The following is an 18541-nucleotide window of genomic DNA, read 5'->3' on the forward strand; positions in this document are numbered from 1 at the left end:
AGGGTCGGTCCGAAACGGGAGAATGTAAGGGTTTATGTCGAACGCGCCGGTCTTCTTCGATGCGTCGGGACGCAGGCGGCGGCGCTTTGCCGTCGCGGTCGGTGCCTTTATTGCACTTATCATTCTGTCGATCGTCGCGCTTGCGCTGTCGATTGGCGTCGTGCCGCGCGCGCCGTTGCTGCCGGTTAGCGCCGAACATCCCGCGCTCGTCCGCCTGCCGCCGCCGCATGAGCCGCTGCTGAAGCGGACGCGCCGCCAGTTGCTGGATTACGCACGCATGCTCACCGGCGCGCCGGCGCGCGGTGTGCAGCCGGGTGACAATGCACCGCTCGCCATAGCCTTCCATGTGCCGTGGGACCCATCGAGCGCCTCGTCGCTGCGCCGCCATGTCAACGATCTCGACTGGCTGATCCCCGGTTGGGTGAGCGTGACCGGCGCTAACCATCACATCACCGTGTTCCGCGATACGGCTGGCAAGGAAATCCTCAACCGCGCACAGCGCCGCCCGCTGCTGCTGCCGATGATCCAGAACGCTTTGCAGGGCGATTGGGATAGTGCCGGCATGACGGCGCTGCTGCACGACCCGGCGCAGCGCCGCGCGTTGCTTGACAAGCTCGAGCCGTGGCTTGCCGCCAATCAGGCGGGCGGCGCATTCTTCGATTTCGAGGAACTGCCCCGCAAGGCGCTGCCGGATTACCGCGCCTTCCTGCGCGAGGCCAAGACCCGCTTCGCCAAGCGCGGCTGGATCATCGCCATCGCGGTACCGGTCGGGGAGGATGCGTGGGACCTCAAGGCGTTCGTTCCGGTCGTCGACCGACTGTTCCTGATGGCGTATGACGAACACGAACTAAGCAGCCCGCCCGGCCCAATCGCATCGCAGGCTTGGTTCGAACGCGCGGTCGCACGTGCCGCCAACGGCTTGCCCCGCAACAAGATCGTCGTGGCGATCGGCAATTACGGTTACGACTGGCACAGCGACAGCGCGGCCGGCGGTGACCCGGTGGCGATCGACGAAGCGTGGGAGGCCGCGCGCGAATCCGGCGCGACGCCGGTGTTCGACAAGACCAGCGGCAACACCAGTTTCGCCTATCAGGAAGGCAATGTGCGCCACGTGTTGTGGATGCTCGATGCGCCTTCCGCCTATAACCAGATCCAGTTCCTCAATCGCGCCAAGCTCGGCGCGGTGGCGTTGTGGCGGCTCGGTTCGGAGGACCCGGGGCTGTGGTCGATCTTCGGGCGGCCGCATCGCACCCTGCCGGCGCCTTCGGTGATGAACACGATCCCTGTCGGCACCGATGTTGATATCGACGGCAATGGCGAGATCCTCAAGATCGCCGGCACCCCGGTTACCGGGCAACGCAACGCCACCGCCACCAACGGGCTGATCGACCGCGTCGATTTCACCCGGCTGCCGTCGCCTTATGTGGTGCAGCGCACCGGCTACAAACCGGGCTATGTCGCACTGACCTTCGACGACGGACCCGATCCGACTTGGACGCCGAAGATCCTCGATATCCTGAAGGCCGAGCATGTCCCCGCCACGTTTTTCGTCATCGGCGAGAACGCACTGACGCAGCGCTCCTTGCTGGAACGGATGGTGCGTGAGGGGCACGAGGTCGGCAGCCACAGCTACACGCATCCCAATATGGCGGGATCGACCGACACCGAGACGGCGTTCCAACTCAACACCACGCAGCGACTGTTCCAGGCGTTCACCGGGCGATCGCTGCGGCTGTTCCGCGCGCCGTATTTCGGCGATGCCGAGCCGACCACGGCGGACGAAATCGAACCGGTGCTTCAGGCGCAAAATCGTGGCTACATTTCCGTCGGTCTCCACGTCGACCCGGATGATTGGAAGCGCCCGGGCGTGCAGGAGATTATCGACAAGGTCGTGAGTGAGGCGTATCCGCCACCGGTGTGCAATGCGCAATCGGATGCGAGTTGCAGCCGCAATGTCATCCTGCTCCACGACGGTGGCGGCAATCGTCAGCAGACAGTCGACGCGCTGCCCATCATCATTCGCGAGCTCAAGGCGCGCGGCATCCGTTTCGTTCCGGTCTCGACGCTCGCCGGTATTCCGCGCGATGTCGCGATGCCGCCGATCTCGGAGAGCGACCGGCTTGCATCGTCGGCGGACCTGTTCGTGTTCACCGCACTCGGCAGTACGGTTGTCGCGCTTGGCTGGATTTTCTTTTTTGCGATCACAATCGGGATCGGGCGTGCGCTGACGCTATCGGCGCTGGCGCTTATTCAGGCTCGGCGCGAAGGATTGACGATCTTCCCGGCAATAGACCCGAGCCGCTTCGTCACGGTTATGATCCCGGCATTCAACGAGGAAACCGTGATCGAGCGCGCCGTGCGGGGCGTGCTGGCGAGTACCGACGTGCGGCTTGAGGTGATTGTCATCGACGACGGATCGAGCGACGGCACCAGCGCGGTGGTTCGCAGCGCATTCGCGGATGAACCGCGTGTACGGCTGCTGACGCTGGAGAATGGCGGCAAGGCGCGCGCGCTCAATCAGGGCATGGCGCTGGCGACTGGCGAGATCGTCATCGCGCTTGATGCAGATACCCAGTTCGAGCCAACCACGATTGCACGGCTGGCGCGCTGGTTTGTCGATCCCGCGCTTGGTGCGGTGGCGGGAAATGCCAAGGTGGGCAACCGCGTGAATCTGATTACCCGCTGGCAGGCGCTCGAATATATCACCGCCCAAAATCTTGAACGGCGTGCGCTTGCGCGGCTGAACGCGATGACCGTGGTGCCAGGCGCGGTCGGCGCGTGGCGGCTGGAGGCCATACGCAGCGTCGGCGGCTATCCCGATGATACGCTGGCGGAGGATCAGGATCTCACCATCGGTATTCAGCGCGCCGGATGGAAGGTCACCTACGACCAATATGCGGTTGCCTGGACCGAAAGTCCGGAAACCTTGAAAGGTCTCGCCAAGCAGCGCTTCCGCTGGGCCTACGGCACGCTGCAGTGCCTGTGGAAGCACGGCATTGTCATCACGCGCGGCAAGCCTGCGGGCCTTGCCCGGGTCGGCCTGCCGCAAGCGATCCTGTTCCAGATCGTGCTGGCGGCGATCTCGCCGATCATCGATCTCGCGCTGATCATCAGCTTCATCATGACCTACATCGCGGTGCGTGCGCACGGCTGGGCGCAGACCCAGCACGATGTCGAGACGATGCTGATCTACTGGCTGGTGTTTACCGCCATCGATCTGCTCGCCGCCACCATCGCCTTCGCGCTGGAACGACGTGAAAACTGGAAGCTGTTACTGCTGCTGATACCGCAGCGGATCGGCTATCGGCAGGTGATGTATTACGTGGTGCTGAAGGCGATAACCCAGGCGTTGCGCGGACCGAAGGTCGGTTGGGGCAAACTCGCCCGTACCGGTCGGGTCAACATGTAGCGCTGCGCCGCGCATGCTGTATATCGGCAGATATGTTGATCCGTTTCTTGTGTCGCGTCGCCACGTTGGTCGTGCTCTCGATCGGGAGCGTAGCCGTTGCGGCAGCACCCGTGCCGCCGCTGGTGCTCGCTGCCGCCAGCCTGCAGGAATCGATGAACGCCGCAGCCGATAGCTGGGCGGCTCGCGGCCATCCGCGTCCGGTGGTATCGTTCGCAGGCTCTTCCGCGCTCGCCCGACAGATCGAGGCGGGCGCCCGCGCCGATCTGTTCGTGTCCGCCGATGAGGGCTGGATGAACGAAGTCGCGGCGCGGAAGCTTATCGTGCCTTCGAGCCGCGCGACCTTCCTCGGCAACCGGCTGGTGATCGTCGCCCCGGTGCACAGCCGCATGCGTGCGCCCGCTGGCGGCCCTCCGCTGGCACGTTTCCTCGCTGGAGGGCCGTTGGCGATGGCCGATGCCTCGGTGCCAGCCGGCAAATACGGTCGCGAGGCACTGACGAAGCTGGGTGTGCTGGCGGCGGTTCAGCCGCATATCGTGTCGGCCGAAAACGTCCGTGCCACTTTGGCTTTGGTCGAGCGTGGTGCTGCGCCGCTCGGCATCGTCTATGCGACTGATGCGCGCGCCTCGTTGAAAGTGCGGATCGCGGGCGTGTTCCCAGAGCGCACGCACCCGCCGATCACCTATCCAATCGCGCGCTTGGCGTCGTCGAGCAACCTGGAGGGCGAGGGGTTTCGGCGGTTCCTGTTGAGTGCTGCCGGCAAAGCGATCTTCGTGCGGTACGGTTTCTCGGTGAAATGATCGCCCGGGTGCGACCTGGATGGCGGCGTCGATGCTGACTGCGGCCGAATGGCACATCGTGGTACTGTCGCTCCGCATCGGCGCCGTCGCGATCACGACAACATTGCCGATCGCTTTCGCGCTCGCGTGGCTGCTCGCGCGGGTCACCTTTCCGGGCAAATTGCTGGTCGATGCTGTCGTACACCTGCCGCTGGTGGTCCCGCCGGTGGTGACGGGTTGGGTGCTGCTGATCCTGTTCGCGCCACAGGGGCCAATCGGCTTCTGGCTAAGCCGCTGGTTCGGCGTCACCGTGTTGTTCCGCTGGAGCGGCGCTGCGATCGCGGCCGGTGTGATGGCGCTGCCGCTGATGGTGCGTGCGATCAGGTTGTCGATCGAAGCGGTTGATCGAAAGCTGGAGAATGCCGCGCGTACGCTTGGTGCTGGGCGATGGCGGGTGTTTCGCACAATCACGTTGCCATTGAGCTTGCCGGGCGTGTTGGCGGGACTGGTGCTCGGCTTTGCGCGCGGTCTCGGCGAATTTGGCGCGACGATCACGTTCGTGTCGAACGTTCCGGGCGAGACACAGACACTGCCGCTCGCGATCTACAGCGCGCTCCAGCAACCCGACGGTGACGCTATGGTGTGGCGGCTCGCAACAATTTCGGTGATATTGTCGCTGCTGGCGCTGGTCGCATCCGAAGTGCTCGTTCGGCGCGCAGGAAGGGGGCAGGGTGGCGTTTGACGTTCGCCTCCGTAAGCGCCTCGGTGATGCGCAAATCGCCGTCACGCTTGAGGCTGACGAAGGCGCGACCGTGTTGTTCGGGCCATCGGGTGCGGGCAAGACGAGCGTGTTGAACATGATCGCGGGCTTGTTGCCGCCGGACGAAGGGCACATCCGTGTCGGCGACAGAACGCTGTACGAGTCTGCCACAGGGGTCAACGTGCCACCAGAACGGCGCTCCGTCGGCTACGTCTTCCAGGAAGCACGGCTGTTCCCGCACATGCGGGTGCGGGACAATTTGCGCTATGGTGTTCGGGGGGCTGCGCCTGACCTTGGCGGCATCGACTTCCTCGGCATCGCGCATCTGCTCGATCGCTGGCCGAGAACGCTGTCGGGCGGCGAGGCGCAGCGGGTCAGCATTGGTCGGGCTTTGCTCAGCGCGCCCGAGTTCCTGTTGCTCGATGAGCCGTTATCCTCGCTCGACCGGGCGCGGCGGGACGAGATCCTCATCGCTATCGAGCACGTCCGGGATGTATTGGGTCTGCCAATCCTGATGGTCACTCACGACATGGGAGAAGCGGAGCGGATCGCCACGCGCATCGTCGCACTGTGAGCAGGGCGGGCGCTGCGGCACCCGCCCTGAGACTTCACTTGCGCTTGCGATGCATCATCTTGTGGCTGCTGCCCATGTGCTTGCCACCAGCGCCTTCGCGGCATTGGTCATGCACGGTCGCTGAGCAGACAGGATAGCTGTCCTGTGCGGCGGGCGCGGGCGAGGACATTGGTGCGCCCATCTGCGGCGAGCCAGCCGCCGGTGCGGAAGCGGCAGGGTCTGCCGGAGTGGCTGCGGGATCGGCAGGTGCAGGCGCGGCCTGCGCTGCGTCGGTTGCCGGTTGCGCCATGGCGGGATCGGCCGGAGCCGGTGTCGTCTGGGCGAAAGCGGCGACTGGGGTAGCGATCGCCAGTGCGGCGAGCATCATCAGCTTCATCGGTTCACTCCTGAAATTGAGCAGCGACTTCTGCTGCGCGGCGATCAAACGCGCATCTTCGCACAAGGCTCCCTCGTTTCGCAGGCGACTCGATATTTGCGGTTCAGACGGGGGACCACTCGATCGACTCTTCGCCATCATCATGCTCGTCGACCGTCGCGGCGTCCGGCCCGATCGCCTCCAGCAGACGGTCCAGCGCCCAATCGGTACCGGTGCCGGCCGCGCCCGAAATCGCGATCACTTCCGTGCCGCTCGCTTCCTCCAGTTCGGCGAGCAGCGCGGCGATCAGTTCATCGTCCAGCGTATCAACCTTGTTGAGCGCGACCACCACCGGTTTGTCGGTCAGCCCGCCGCCGTAATTCTCGAGTTCGTCGCGGACGATGCGGTAGCTCTCCGCAACATCCTCGTCATTGGCATCGACCAGATGGAGCAGCACCTTGCACCGTTCGATATGGCCGAGGAAACGGTCGCCGATGCCAGCGCCCTCGGCCGCACCCGCGATCAGCCCGGGGATATCGGCGATGACGAATTCGCGGCTGTGATGGCGCACCACGCCAAGCTGCGGGCGCGTCGTGGTGAAGGCGTAGGCGCCAACCTTGGCCTGTGCATTGGTGACGGCATTGATGAAGGTCGACTTGCCCGCATTGGGCAACCCAACCAGACCGGCGTCAGCAAGCAGCTTGAGCCGCAGCCACAGCCACGCCTCCTGATACGGCCAGCCGGTGCCGTGCTGACGCGGTGCGCGGTTGGTCGAGGTCTTGTAGGTAGCGTTGCCGCGCCCGCCGTCGCCACCGCGCAGGAACACCTCGCGCTGGCCGGCGTGGGTGAAATCGAGCAGCACCTCCTCGCGCTCCTCGTCCATGATCTGCGTGCCGACCGGCACCTTGATGACGAGATCGTCGCCGCCGCCGCCGGTGCGGTTGCTGCCCGAGCCGCCATGGCCACGCGGTGCGCGGAAATGCTGGGTGTAGCGAAAATCGATCAGCGTGTTGAGACCGGCGACCGCTTCGAAGATGATGTCGCCACCCTTGCCGCCGTTGCCGCCGTCGGGGCCGCCATATTCGATGAACTTCTCACGCCGGAAACTGACGGCACCGGGGCCGCCCGCGCCCGAGCGGACGAAGATTTTTGCTTGATCGAGAAAATGCATAGCGCGCTGCCTAACGCTTTAGCGCAGCTAAAGCGAGGGGGTGAAGCGCGCCCGGCCGGCCTCGCCATAGCGAGGGCCGACGACGCGGCTATGCCGCGGCGCTACCCAGCCGCGCTACCCGGCCGCCAACCGCGACGCCACCAGCGCCTGCGTGGCCAATTCCCGCGCACTCTCGCGCGGTACGCCCAGCGCCTTTGCCATCGCACCGCCAAGCAACGCATCCCCCATCGCCGCCAGCACCAGCTGCAACGTCTCCGCCCGCACGCGTGCCGCATCGTCGCCCTCGGCGAGATCGTCGACCAGCCGGTGGATCGCGCTCAGCACCGGGTCGAGCGCGTCGTGCTTGCCCGACAGGATCATCCAGCTCGCCATCGCGCCGCCGCCGTGCGCGAACGCATCGAAGGTAAGGTCCACCACCTCGCGCGGATCGGCGTCGCCGCTACGGGCGCGCTTGGCGGTGTCGCCGATTCGCGCGGTGATCGTGTCGGCAAGGTGGGTAATGAGCGCGCTTTGCAACCCGGCGGCGCTGCCGAAATGGTGGAGCAGATTGGCGTGCGTCCGCCCGATCCGCGCCGCCACCGCCTTCAGCGTCACCGCTTGCGGGCCGTCGGCGATCAGCAGGTCGCGCGCGGCATCGATCGCGGCCAGACGCGACTGTTCCTGGTTCAGGCGTTTCGGCGTTATTGACACGAGTGTAAGTAGTACCTAGTTCATGGCCCCAAGCATTCTGTCTGGAGGTTTTCATGGCGAAAGCAACCACGACCGCCGATCTGACGATCACGCCGCGCGATCTGCGCTTTGGCCGAGGCATGCGGCGCACGCGCTGGTGGATGAACGACGATCCGGTCGCCACCGCCTTCTACAACGCGCTGTCGATCACCTTTCCGAAAGGCGAGGGGTTCTTCGTCGATAGCGTGCGCGCCTTCCGTGATGGCACGCCGCCGCGCTTGGCCGCCGAGATCAACGCCTTCATCAAGCAGGAGGTGATGCACACGCGTGAGCATGTCGCGTTCAACCGCCACGTCACCGATCAGGGGTATGACGTGTCGCTACTTGATATCCATGTCGACGAGGCGCTGGCGCTGACCGACGGCAAGCCGGTGATCGCACGGCTGGCGGCAACGATGGCGCTGGAGCATTTCACCGCGATCCTAGCGCACGCGTTGCTCGCCGATCCGCGCCATCTCGACGGGGCGGAGCCGCAGGCGGCGGCGATGTGGCGCTGGCATGCCGCCGAGGAGATCGAGCACAAGGGCGTCGCCTATGACACCTGGCTGCACGCGACGCGCGACTGGTCGCGCACGCGGCGCTGGCTGTTCAAGTCGCTGGTGATGCTCACCACCGCGCGTAAGTTCTTCGTCGGCCGCTATCTCGGCATCATCGAGTTGCTGCGGCAGGATGGTATCACCGGGCCGCGCGCGCACCTTGGTACGCTTAGCTATGCGCTGGTGCGGCCGGGGATGGTGCGCAAGATCTTCGGCGCATGGGCGAGCTACTTCCTGCCCGGCTTCCACCCGTGGAACAGCGACGATCGCGCGCTCATCGCCCGGGCGGAAAGCGACTATGCGGCGGCGGTGCTGCCCCGTGCGGCGCTCGCGGCCTGACCGAACGGTCAGGCCGCGAGTGGCATGTCTTGTGGCGGCGCGTCGGCGAGGTCGCACGCCATGGTGATGCTCGCCACCTCGCGGCCACGCGCGCGTGAGAAGGTCGCCGCCCGACCGGTTTCGCGAAAGCCGAGCTTGGCGAGCACGCGTGCCGAGGCGGGGTTGTCCATAAAGTGCCGCGCGTTCAGCCGCGTCATGCCGAGCGCGTGGCGCGCCATGTGCAGCATGGCATGACCGGCTTCGGTCGCATAACCGCGCCCCCAGGCAGACGGCGTCAACCAATAGCCGAGTTCGGGCGGCCCGTCCGCTAGAGCCTCGATCGAGATCGCGCCGATCAGGCTCGGCTCGGCCCGGTCATGCGCCAAGATCAGCAAGCAGGGGTCGGTCGCACCACGCGGCATCGCCAGCCACGTGCGGGCATCGGCTTCCGCATAAGGCCAGGGCACACGCGACAGATTGGCGGCGACCGACGGGTGCGCGATTGCTGCTGCGACGGCGGCGGCATCCTCGGGCCAGCCGGGGCGCAGCGTCAATCTCGGAGTCCGGGCGAACATCTTGAAAACTCTCCTCGTCTTTGCGCGGACGTCTGCCATGCCGGGATGACATGGTGACGACAGTGCCGTGGAGGGAGCATGAAAAAAGGGAGCCGGGGCGACCCGTCTCCCTTGTTTGATGTCTGTGGACATCCGGGTCGCCCTGGTGGGCAACCCGTCCGGTTACCCGTTATTCTGCGGCTTGCGCCAGCGCCTCGACCGAGCAGAACTTGCGGCCGAGCTTGCCTTCCTTAAACACTACGCGGCCCTCGACGAGCGCGAACAGGGTATGGTCCGTGCCCATGCCGACGTTGGTGCCCGGGTAGAACTTGGTACCGCGCTGACGCACGAGAATGTTGCCCGGAATGGCGATCTCGCCACCGAACTTCTTCACGCCAAGACGACGACCGGCCGAATCACGACCGTTGCGCGACGAACCGCCTGCTTTCTTATGTGCCATATCGTGAGACTCCTTACGCCTGCGCCGACTCACCGCCGATGGCGGTGATCTTCAGGATCGTGTGCTGCTGACGATGCCCGTTCTTGCGACGATAGTTATGACGACGACGCTTCTTGAAGACGATGACCTTGTCGGCCTTCGCCTGCGCGATGATCTCTGCGGAGACGGTCAGCCCCTCGATCGACTTCAGCTCCGAGCCTTCGCCCGCAAGCAGGATATCGCCGAGCGTGATCGACGCACCGGCTTCACCGTCGAGCTTTTCGACGACGATCTTGTCTCCAGCGGCAACGCGGTATTGCTTGCCGCCCGTGCGCACGATTGCGAACATGGCCCTCATCACTTTCAAAACATCGATACCCCACGCTCAGGACGGACCCGGCGCGGGAAAGAAGCGCCAGCTATGGCACGGTGGCCGCGCTGTCAACCGCAGAACCGCATCGTTCATCGATCAGGCGAACCGTTGCACATATACATCACATTCCTGAGAAACTGGTTTTCCTGAAGGTAGTGGCGATCAAGGTATGATGTTTATGTTGCAATGCGGCGATCGATATGGCGTCATTCGGGTGTCGACATGACGTCAAGCGGCTTCGGGTAAGTGCCGCGGCGGCTGAGCGTAGTGTTTGACCGGTGGTCGCGTCCGATTAGGGCGCGGCTGCCTCAAGGGGTGTAAGAAGAACGCGTACATTTTGAAGATGCTGCTTTGCGGCAGGTAAGGGTGTGACTTCCGCTGAAGGTTTTCGATTGTCGGGATGTACCGATCATCGCGAGCTGGCGGCAACGAGAACAAAATATCGGAGTGGACGTCTGACGGAATGCATTCACCTGGGGGGAAAGACATTGATGACACGACATTCGATATCCTTGACTGCGCTGGCCTGTGCGATGGCCTGGGCCGCGCCGGCGCTCGCCGCGACCGCGCCTGCCGCGACACCGGCGGATCCCGCGCCGGCTGCGGAGCCCGCCGATCCGCAAGTCGTCGACAGCGACGGCACCGACATCATCGTCACCGGCACGCGAACCACCGGCATGCGCGCGGCGGACAGCCCCGCGCCGATCCAGATCCTCGGCAACGACGCGTTGAAGCGCACCGGATCGCCCGACCTGATCCAGAGCCTCGCGCAGAACCTGCCGTCGATCCAGGCGCAGTCGTTCGGCAGTGATCTTCAGGCGCATAACCTCCAGCTCAAGCTGCGCGGCCTCAGTCCGAACCACACGCTGATCCTTGTCAACGGCAAGCGCCGCCACGGTACCGCCAACGTGTCGGTCGCCGGCGGTCCCTATGGCGGCAGCGCCGCGCCTGACATCAGCTTCATCCTGCCCGACTCGATCGATCACGTCGAAGTCCTGCAGGATGGCGCCGCCGCCCAATACGGAACCGACGCGATCGCCGGCGTCATCAACTTCATCCAGAAGACCGCCGACCATGGCGGCGTACTGAGCGCAACCGGCGGCCAGTATTTCGATCAGGGGGGCAAATCCTATACCATCAGCGGCAATATCGGCATCGCGCCCTTCGACGGCGCGTACCTGAACGTCACCGCCGAGAAGAAGTTTAAGGACTACAGCTTCCGCGGCGACGTCAACCCGCAGGTCTATGGCGACACACCTGGCGCTATCAAGTATCTCGCGAACTATCCGGCGATCAAGAACCTGCCGTATTACCCTTACACCAACCGGATCGAGGGCGATCCGAAGATCGACCAGACTTCGGTCATGTACAACGCGGGCTACAAGTTCGGGGAGTTCGAACTCTACAGCTTCGGCAGCTACGGTCACAAGATCGCCAGCGCCTATGAAAACACCCGGCCACCCGACACCGTGGTGAGCGGCGCCGGCACGATCGCGGCGGGCGGCGTCGCCGGCGTGCCGTTCTATGCTGGCGGGTTCCAGCCGCAGGAATCGATCCGTGAGACGGATTATTCGTTCACCGGCGGCTTCAAGGGCGCACTCGGCGAGACGACCTTCGATGTGGCATCGACATACGGTCGCGATTTTGTCGGCGTATACGTGCTCAACTCGGCCAACGCACAGCTCTACAAGGCGACCGGTACCACGCCGACCACCTTCCACGACGGCGATTTCGTCAACAGCCAGCTCGACAACACGCTCGACCTGACGCATCCGTTCGACGTCGGGCTGGCGGGTGATCTCAATGTCGCCGGCGGTCTCGAGTACCGGCATGAAAAATACCAGCTCCTCGCCGGCGATCCCGCCTCCTATTATGGTGGCGGCGCGCAGTCCTTCTTCGGCTACAGCCCAAACGATGCCAGTTCGAACACGCGTAATGTGTTCGCGCAGTATCTTGACGTCAGCGTCAAGCCGATCGAGCCGTGGTTGATCGACGGCGCCGTCCGCCACGAACATTACAGCGATTTCGGCGACACCACCGTGTTCAAGCTGACGACGCGCTTCGATCTGTCGAAGGAATTTGCGGTTCGCGGTACGGTCTCCACCGGCTTTCGTGCGCCGACGCTGGCGGAGGGCTTCTATTCGGGCATCAACGTCGGCCCGAGCTCGGTCAGCGGCGTGCTACCGCCAAACTCGGCGGGTGCGGCCTCGCTTGGCTTCGGCGGGCTGAAGCCGGAGAAGTCGACCAACTTCAGCCTCGGCTTCGTCGTCAATCCCGCACCGCGCGTGACCTTCACGCTCGACGGGTATTGGATCGAGATCCGCAACCGCATCGTCATCTCGAGCAGCTTTTCGGGCTTCAGCGGCGGCTATTGCCCGCAGGGTGTCAGCGCCACGGGTTGCCAGCCGTTCAACGCGGACAATTATGCAATCCAGAACCAGCAGGTCGTGCTCGATGCGGTCGCCGGCGCGCTTGGCGGCAGCATCCCGAGCTACGTGCTGCTCAACAACCTCGGCACGCGCAACATCGATGGTTCGGTCTCGATCCAGTCGTTCGTGAACGGGGTGAAGATGCGGACGCGCGGCATTGATTTCGTAGCGAATTATTCGACCGATTTCGACAGCCTCGGCCATGTCGACTGGTCGTTCACCGCGAACTACAACGACAACAAGGTGCTGGGCATCAACGCGCTGCCGTCCGCGCTCTACACCAGCACCACGCAGCCGACGAAGACGCAGTTGATCGACCGCTACAGTGTTAGCCAGCTTGAGGAGAGCACACCGAAGTTCCGCGCGACGGCGGCGGCGTATTGGGAGCTTGGCAAGTTCAGCGTGAACCTGCGCGAGAGTTTCTATTCGGTGACCAAGAACCTGGTCGCCACGCCGGGCAACAGTCCGCTCAAGGGCGCCGACTACGAGGTCCGCATTGCCCCAGCGTTCCTCACCGATCTCGAGCTCGGTTTGCAGGTTCTCAAGCCGCTGAAACTTTCGATCGGCGCGAACAACCTGACCAACCACTATCCGACCAAGACATCGTTCGAGAACATTCGCGGGGCACAGCTTGCCTCGGGCTCACGGACCTATTCATCCAACGTGTACCCGACGTTCTCACCGTTCGGCATTAACGGCGGCTATTATTACGCCCGCGCGACGCTGCGTTGGTGATGTGACGGGTGGCGGGCGGCGACCGGAGATGGTCGCCGCCCGTTGCCGCGTCGCCGCCTGCCGCCCTTTGGCGGGGACGAGCAGAATGCCCGGTTCAGATCAGTGGCGATGCTCGCGCCGGAGCGTGTAGCGGCCATCCGCGAAATCGGTGAACAATCCGGAGATGGCGGGATGATCGACCGGCTCGTCGGTATCGTCCGCCACCAGGTTCTGCTGGCTGACATAGGCGACATACGTCGATTCCATGTTCTCGGCGAGCAGATGGTAGAACGGCTGATCCTTGCGAGGCCGTGCACTTTCGGGAATTGATTCGTACCATTCCTCGCTGTTGGCGAAGACCGGGTCGACATCGAAGATCACGCCGCGGAAGTCGAAGCTGCGGTGACGGACCACGTCGCCGATCGCAAAGCGGGCGTGCGCGACCGGGGGCAGGGGGGTGGCCGTGTCGAACGGCGGAACGGAAAGGGTCGATCGCTGCATGAGCCCAATCTAGGGCATGTTCGCGGCCGCACAAGAAGATTGCGATGATCGGACTTGTGCGCCTACCGCCTTTGCGTTAGAGGCGCCCGCTCACCGACCGGTGCGGATCTGCGGCACGTTCGCAGATTGGCATCATATGACCTCGCGGAGAGGTGGCAGAGTGGTCGAATGTACCGCACTCGAAATGCGGCGTGGGTGCAAGCTCACCGTGGGTTCGAATCCCACCCTCTCCGCCACTTCCTCTCTATGACTGGGATCGTAAGACCGCCGCATGGCTTATAAGGAACCTTCGTTCAAGGATCGCGCATCGCTGTCGGCGGATGCCAAGCAGCGTGCACTCGAGAAGCTGAAGGCGAAGCCGCCGCTCGACCCGGCGGTCGTTGCCGAGCGCCTTGCCGCGCGCGAGGCCAAGGAAGCCGCCGAGGCGCAGAAGCGCGCCGACAAGAAGGCCGCGATTGAACAGGCCAAACTCGACAAGATCGCCAAGGCCGAAGAGGCCAAGCGCGCCGCCGAGGAAGCCGCGCAGAAGGCGCAAATGACCGACGCTGAAAAGAAAGCCGCCCGCGACGCCAAGTACGCCGCGCGGAAAGCCCGCAAGAAGTAAGGGCGGGGCGCGCGGCGCCGCGTTTCCTTCGCGATAAGTATGTTCGGCGACCGGCCGCGGCATTGCGGGCCGGTCATCTTGCGTTGTGCCTTGGAAGGCAGCGCCTACCGGCACGTCAGGGCAGGTTGTCCGCCAATTCCTTCAGCCATGCCGCCGCCGTCCCGTCCGATGGCGCGCGCCAGTCGCCGCGCGGGGACAGTGCGCCGCCCGCCGATACCTTCGGCCCGTTCGGGATCGCCGAGCGTTTGAACTGGCTCGTCACGAAGAAGCGGTGCAGGAATTTCTCCAGCCATTCGCGGATCGCTGGTAGATCATAGGCAACGCGAGCCTCATCGGGCAGATCACGCGGCCAGCGCCCCGCCGCTGCGTCGGCCCAGGCATGTAGTGCGAAGAACGCGATCTTCGACGGCGCCATGCCGTGCCGCACCACATAATGCAGGAAGAAGTCGTTGAGGGCATATGGCCCGACTTTCGATTCGGTGCTCTGGATCAGTCCGTTCGCATCCGCCGGCACCAGTTCCGGCGAGATCTCGGTGCCCAGGATCGCGGCGAGGACGTGGTTGGTCTCGTCCTCGAATTGCCCGCTCGATATGCACCAGCGGATCAGGAACTGGATCAGCGTCTTGGGTACGCCTGCATTCACCGCATAATGGCTCATCTGATCGCCGACACCGTAGGTGCACCAGCCCAGCGCCAGTTCAGACAGATCGCCCGTTCCCACCACCAAGCCATTGTTATGGTTGGCAAGCCGGAACAGATAATCGGTCCGTAACCCCGCCTGCACGTTCTCGAACGTCACGTCGTACACCGGCTCGCCGCCTGCGAACGGGTGGCGCATATCGGCCAGCAGCTGGCGTGCGGCGGGGCGGATGTCGATCTCCTCCCCGGTGATGCCGAGCGCGTTCATCAGCGCCCATGCGTTGCCCTTGGTCCCGTCGCTGGTCGCGAAACCGGGCATGGTATAGCCGAGGATGTCGGTGCGTGGCCGGCCCAGCCGGTCGAGCGCCTTGGCGGCGACGATCAGCGCGTGCGTGGAATCGAGCCCGCCCGAAATGCCGATCACCAGCTTCTGCGCACGCGCCGCCGCCATCCGCTTGGCGATACCCTGCACCTGGATGTTGAAAGCCTCGTAGCAGTCCTCGTCGAGCCGTTCGGGCGTGTTCGGCACGAACGGGAACCGGCGGATCTGACGGCGCAGCCCGACGTCGGCGAAATCGGGCCGATGCTCGAACGCGATCCGCCGAAATCGCGTCTCCGGGTGCCCGGCCAGCCCCGCCGCATCGTTGAATGTGCCGACCCGTAGCCGCTCCGCGATCAGCCGCCCGCAATCGATATCGGCATAGACCGTACCGGGCGCCTCCGCAAAGCGCGGTGATTCGACCAGCAGTTCGCCCAGTTCGTGGATCATGCCTTGGCCGTCCCAGGCGAGATCGGTGGTGCTCTCACCTGGCCCGGCGGCGGAATAGACATAGCCGCACACGCTCCGCGCGCTCTGCGCCGCGCACAGCAACGCCCGCTCGCGCGCCTTGCCGATCACGATGTTCGATGCCGACAGGTTGCAGCACACCAGCGCCCCTGCCAGCGCGCCAGCGGTGGAGGGCGGGGTCGGCGCCCAGTAATCCTCGCAAATTTCCGCGTGGAACACGAAGTGCGGCAGGTCCGACGCGGCGAAGATCAGGTCGGTGCCGAACGGCGCGGTCTGCCCCGCCACCGTGATGTCCAGCCCGCTCAGCCCGGCCCCGCTCGCGAACCAGCGTTTCTCGTAATATTCGCGGTAATTGGGCAGGAACGTCTTGGGCACCACGCCCAGCACCCGCCCGCGCGAAATCACCACCGCGCAATTATACAGCCGCGCATTGCGCACCAGCGCGGCACCGACCACCAAGACCGGCCGCAGATCGACGCTGGCTGCGACGACGTCGCTGAGCGCCGCATCGGTCGCGCGCTGCAAAGCGTCCTGCAGATGCAGATCGTCGACCGCGTAGGAGGTGACATTGAGCTCCGGGAACACCAGCAGGTCCGCGCCCTCGGCATTGCCAGCGTGCGCCAGCGCGATCGTCGCCGCGGCGTTGGCGGCGGGATCGCCGACGCCCGCGCGCGGCGTGCAGGCGCCAGCACGAATCATCTGGTGGGTGTGTATCGAGTGGAACGGGTGCGTCTTCGCCATGGCTGAGCCGTAACCTTCTTCACCTTCGCTTGCCACACATGCTAACGTACGCGTCGCACATTGGGGAGCAAACACATGAAGATCAGCGCACGCAATCAGATCACCGGCACCGTCACCGCGATTACGCCGGGTGCGGTCAACGGCACGGTCAAGGTCGATATCGGCGGCGGCAACATCATCACGTCGAGCATCACGGAAGAAGCGATCGCCGACCTCGGCCTCGCTGTCGGCGACAGCGTGACGGTGATCGTCAAGGCGAGCGACGTGCTGATCGGCAAGTGAGCGTCCTGCGCGTCGGTGCGCTCAAGCTGAAGGCGCAGCTCTACTGCGGTGACGAACCCGCGATCGGCCCCGGCAAGGCCGATCTGCTGGAGGCGATCGCGCGCGACGGGTCGATCTCGGCGGCGGGCCGCGCGCTCGGCATGAGCTACCGGCGCACGTGGCTGCTGGTCGACAGCATGAACCGCTGCTGGCGCGACCGGCTGGTTGATACCACGGCGGGCGGCGGCAAGGCGCGAGGCGCGCGGCTGACCGACACCGGCCGTACGGTGCTCGCCGCCTACCGTGCGCTGGAGGCAAAGCTTGCCGAGGCGGCGGGCGAAACGCTCGGCGGCCTCGATGCGATGTTGCGCACCGAACCGCTTCCGCCCGCGCAGATGCCGCTTTCCGATTGACGCGGTGCAGCAATCCCATAGCTTGGCCACTTCAAGCCAAGGGGGAACGGCGGTGGTACTTCGTAGCGTAGCATTTGGAACGATGATGGCGGCGGCGATCGTACCCGCGAGCGCGAAGGTCGCATCGCACCCGGTCGCTGATGCGCAGGCGCTGGAAATGGCGAAGAAGGCGATCGCCTTCCGATCGGTGCGTGGCCCCGGCAACCAGACGCCGCAGACGCTGGCGTACATCAAGGACCAGCTCGTCGCCGGCGGCTTCAGCCCTTCGGACGTAACGATCACGCCGGTCGACGACACCGCCTATATGATCGCCCGCTGGCCGGGCAGCGATCCCAAGGCTAAGCCGCTGGTGATCTCTGGCCATATGGACGTGGTGGAGGCCAAACCCGCGGACTGGCAGCGTGACCCATTCACGCCGGTGGTGGAGAACGGCTATCTGTTCGGTCGTGGGGCGACCGACATGAAGTTCGACGGCGCGATCGCGGTCGCCGCCCTGATCGAGCTGAAGCGCGAAGGCTACAAGCCACGCCGCGACATCATCATCGAGTTTTCCGGCGACGAGGAAACCACGATGAAAACCGGCAAGATTATCGCCGACAAACTCCGCAATGCCGACATCGTGCTCAACATCGATGGTGGCGGCGGCGTGCTCGACGAGGTGACGGGGAAGCCGCGCTACTTCACCTGGCAGGGTGCGGAGAAGAGCTATTCCGACTTCCAGATGACGGTCACCAATCCCGGCGGTCATTCGTCCGCCCCACGCAAGGTGAACGCGATTTACGAACTGTCGGCCGCGCTCCTGCGGATCGGCGCGTACCGCTTTAAGCCCGAAGTCAACGACCTGACGCGCGCTTCGCTGACGGAATCAGCGAAGTATGAGACTCCTGAGATCGGCGCGGCAATGCGTGCGTTCGCCGCGAATCCGGAAGATCAGGCCGCGATCGAGACACTGGCGGCTGACCCGGCGACGGTCGGCCGGATCGGCACCACTTGCGTCGCAACGCTGATCTCGGGTGGCCACGCCGAAAACGCGCTGCCGCAGCGGGCGACCGCCAACATCAATTGCCGCATCTTCCCCGGTCACAAGCCGGCGGACATCATGGCCGAACTGGCGCGGGTGGCGAACGACCCGGCTGTGACCTTCAAGGACGTGACTGAAGGCTCGGTTGCGACGGCGGCCTCACCGGTGCGAGCGGATTTCGTCGGCGCGGTCAAGAAGGCGTTGGGCAGCGTCTATCCCGGCGTGCCGGTCTTCCCGAGTCAGGCGTCCGGCGCAAGCGACAGCATGTGGTTCCGTGCCAACGGAGTCGACAGCTATGGCGCCAGCCCGATGTTCACCAAGGCCTCGGAGGATTTCAGCCACGGCCTCAACGAACGCGCGCCGATCGCCAACGTCGCGCCGTCGATCACCTATTATATGTCGTTGTTCAGCGATCTCTCTAATTAACCCGGTCGGCG

Annotated in this window: 18 protein-coding genes and 1 tRNA gene; 11 read left to right on the plus strand and 8 right to left on the minus strand. The window is 64.7% G+C overall.

Annotated elements, in window-relative coordinates; translation table 11 throughout:
* The first annotated feature begins 34 nt into the window (after positions 1-34).
* The 4 genes from L8F97_RS13305 to L8F97_RS13320 are packed head-to-tail and all read left to right on the plus strand — an operon-like array spanning position 35 to position 5519.
* Positions 35-3409 (plus strand): polysaccharide deacetylase family protein, encoded by a 3375-nt coding sequence (locus L8F97_RS13305; protein WP_242150814.1) that lies wholly within the window; start codon positions 35-37, stop codon positions 3407-3409.
* 32 nt (positions 3410-3441) lie between these two features.
* Positions 3442-4206 (plus strand): molybdate ABC transporter substrate-binding protein, encoded by a 765-nt coding sequence (gene modA, locus L8F97_RS13310; protein ID WP_242150815.1) that lies wholly within the window; start codon positions 3442-3444, stop codon positions 4204-4206.
* Between the two features lie 31 nt (positions 4207-4237).
* Positions 4238-4927: a molybdate ABC transporter permease subunit gene (modB, locus tag L8F97_RS13315; RefSeq protein WP_242150818.1), complete on the plus strand. Its 690-nt coding sequence runs from the start codon at positions 4238-4240 to the stop codon at positions 4925-4927.
* The gene (locus L8F97_RS13320; RefSeq protein WP_242150821.1) at positions 4917-5519 is read left to right on the plus strand and encodes an ATP-binding cassette domain-containing protein; all 603 of its coding nucleotides are present in this window, start codon (positions 4917-4919) and stop codon (positions 5517-5519) included. Before modB ends, L8F97_RS13320 begins: the two co-directional genes overlap by 11 nt.
* A 34-nt stretch (positions 5520-5553) precedes the next feature.
* On the opposite strand, the gene L8F97_RS13325 is transcribed toward L8F97_RS13320, so the two are convergent.
* The 3 genes from L8F97_RS13325 to L8F97_RS13335 form a co-directional block, all read right to left on the minus strand.
* Positions 5554-5961, minus strand: coding sequence for a hypothetical protein (locus L8F97_RS13325; protein ID WP_242150824.1), 408 nt, complete (start codon positions 5959-5961; stop codon positions 5554-5556).
* 37 nt (positions 5962-5998) lie between these two features.
* Positions 5999-7045 (minus strand): GTPase ObgE, encoded by a 1047-nt coding sequence (gene obgE, locus L8F97_RS13330; RefSeq protein WP_242150827.1) that lies wholly within the window; start codon positions 7043-7045, stop codon positions 5999-6001.
* Between the two features lie 114 nt (positions 7046-7159).
* Positions 7160-7735 carry a TetR/AcrR family transcriptional regulator gene (locus tag L8F97_RS13335; RefSeq protein ID WP_242150830.1) on the minus strand — a complete coding sequence of 192 codons (576 nt, stop codon included), beginning with the start codon at positions 7733-7735 and terminating at the stop codon, positions 7160-7162.
* A 53-nt stretch (positions 7736-7788) separates the two neighbouring features.
* Between L8F97_RS13335 and L8F97_RS13340 the strand changes: the two genes are divergently transcribed.
* Positions 7789-8649: a metal-dependent hydrolase gene (locus tag L8F97_RS13340; protein ID WP_242150832.1), complete on the plus strand. Its 861-nt coding sequence runs from the start codon at positions 7789-7791 to the stop codon at positions 8647-8649.
* Positions 8650-8657: 8 nt separating this feature from the next.
* Here the strand turns inward: L8F97_RS13340 and L8F97_RS13345 are convergent, their stop codons facing one another.
* The 3 genes from L8F97_RS13345 to rplU all read right to left on the minus strand — a co-directional run bounded on the left by L8F97_RS13345 (position 8658) and on the right by rplU (position 9970).
* On the minus strand, positions 8658-9203 hold the full coding sequence (locus L8F97_RS13345) for a GNAT family N-acetyltransferase (RefSeq protein WP_242150834.1): 546 nt from the start codon (positions 9201-9203) through the stop codon (positions 8658-8660).
* A gap of 169 nt (positions 9204-9372) precedes the next feature.
* A complete protein-coding gene (rpmA, locus tag L8F97_RS13350) occupies positions 9373-9642 on the minus strand; it encodes a 50S ribosomal protein L27 (protein ID WP_242150837.1) in 270 nt (89 codons plus the stop codon).
* 13 nt (positions 9643-9655) lie between these two features.
* Positions 9656-9970, minus strand: coding sequence for a 50S ribosomal protein L21 (gene rplU / locus L8F97_RS13355; RefSeq protein ID WP_242150840.1), 315 nt, complete (start codon positions 9968-9970; stop codon positions 9656-9658).
* A gap of 515 nt (positions 9971-10485) precedes the next feature.
* On the opposite strand from rplU, the gene L8F97_RS13360 reads away from it, so the two are divergent.
* Positions 10486-13158 (plus strand): TonB-dependent receptor plug domain-containing protein, encoded by a 2673-nt coding sequence (locus L8F97_RS13360; protein ID WP_242150843.1) that lies wholly within the window; start codon positions 10486-10488, stop codon positions 13156-13158.
* A 99-nt stretch (positions 13159-13257) separates the two neighbouring features.
* On the opposite strand, the gene hspQ is transcribed toward L8F97_RS13360, so the two are convergent.
* Positions 13258-13638: a heat shock protein HspQ gene (gene hspQ, locus L8F97_RS13365; protein WP_242150846.1), complete on the minus strand. Its 381-nt coding sequence runs from the start codon at positions 13636-13638 to the stop codon at positions 13258-13260.
* 146 nt (positions 13639-13784) lie between these two features.
* On the opposite strand from hspQ, the gene L8F97_RS13370 reads away from it, so the two are divergent.
* Positions 13785-13874: transfer RNA gene (locus L8F97_RS13370), tRNA-Ser, on the plus strand.
* A gap of 35 nt (positions 13875-13909) precedes the next feature.
* The gene (locus L8F97_RS13375) at positions 13910-14242 is read left to right on the plus strand and encodes a DUF6481 family protein (protein ID WP_242150849.1); all 333 of its coding nucleotides are present in this window, start codon (positions 13910-13912) and stop codon (positions 14240-14242) included.
* 115 nt (positions 14243-14357) lie between these two features.
* On the opposite strand, the gene L8F97_RS13380 is transcribed toward L8F97_RS13375, so the two are convergent.
* On the minus strand, positions 14358-16409 hold the full coding sequence (locus L8F97_RS13380) for an NAD(+) synthase (protein ID WP_242150852.1): 2052 nt from the start codon (positions 16407-16409) through the stop codon (positions 14358-14360).
* A gap of 75 nt (positions 16410-16484) precedes the next feature.
* Here L8F97_RS13380 and L8F97_RS13385 point away from each other — a divergent pair, with 75 nt between their 5' ends.
* The 3 genes from L8F97_RS13385 to L8F97_RS13395 are packed head-to-tail and all read left to right on the plus strand — an operon-like array spanning position 16485 to position 18530.
* Entirely contained in the window at positions 16485-16691 is a 207-nt protein-coding gene (locus L8F97_RS13385) for a molybdopterin-binding protein (RefSeq protein WP_242150854.1), read from the plus strand.
* A 5-nt stretch (positions 16692-16696) separates the two neighbouring features.
* Positions 16697-17083, plus strand: coding sequence for a winged helix-turn-helix domain-containing protein (locus L8F97_RS13390; protein WP_242151212.1), 387 nt, complete (start codon positions 16697-16699; stop codon positions 17081-17083).
* A gap of 52 nt (positions 17084-17135) precedes the next feature.
* Positions 17136-18530, plus strand: coding sequence for a M20/M25/M40 family metallo-hydrolase (locus L8F97_RS13395; protein WP_242150857.1), 1395 nt, complete (start codon positions 17136-17138; stop codon positions 18528-18530).
* Positions 18531-18541: the final 11 nt, after the last annotated feature.

Origin of the sequence: Sphingomonas sp. BAUL-RG-20F-R05-02, from assembly GCF_022662305.1 — a bacterium.
Taxonomy (GTDB): Bacteria; Pseudomonadota; Alphaproteobacteria; order Sphingomonadales; family Sphingomonadaceae; genus Sphingomonas.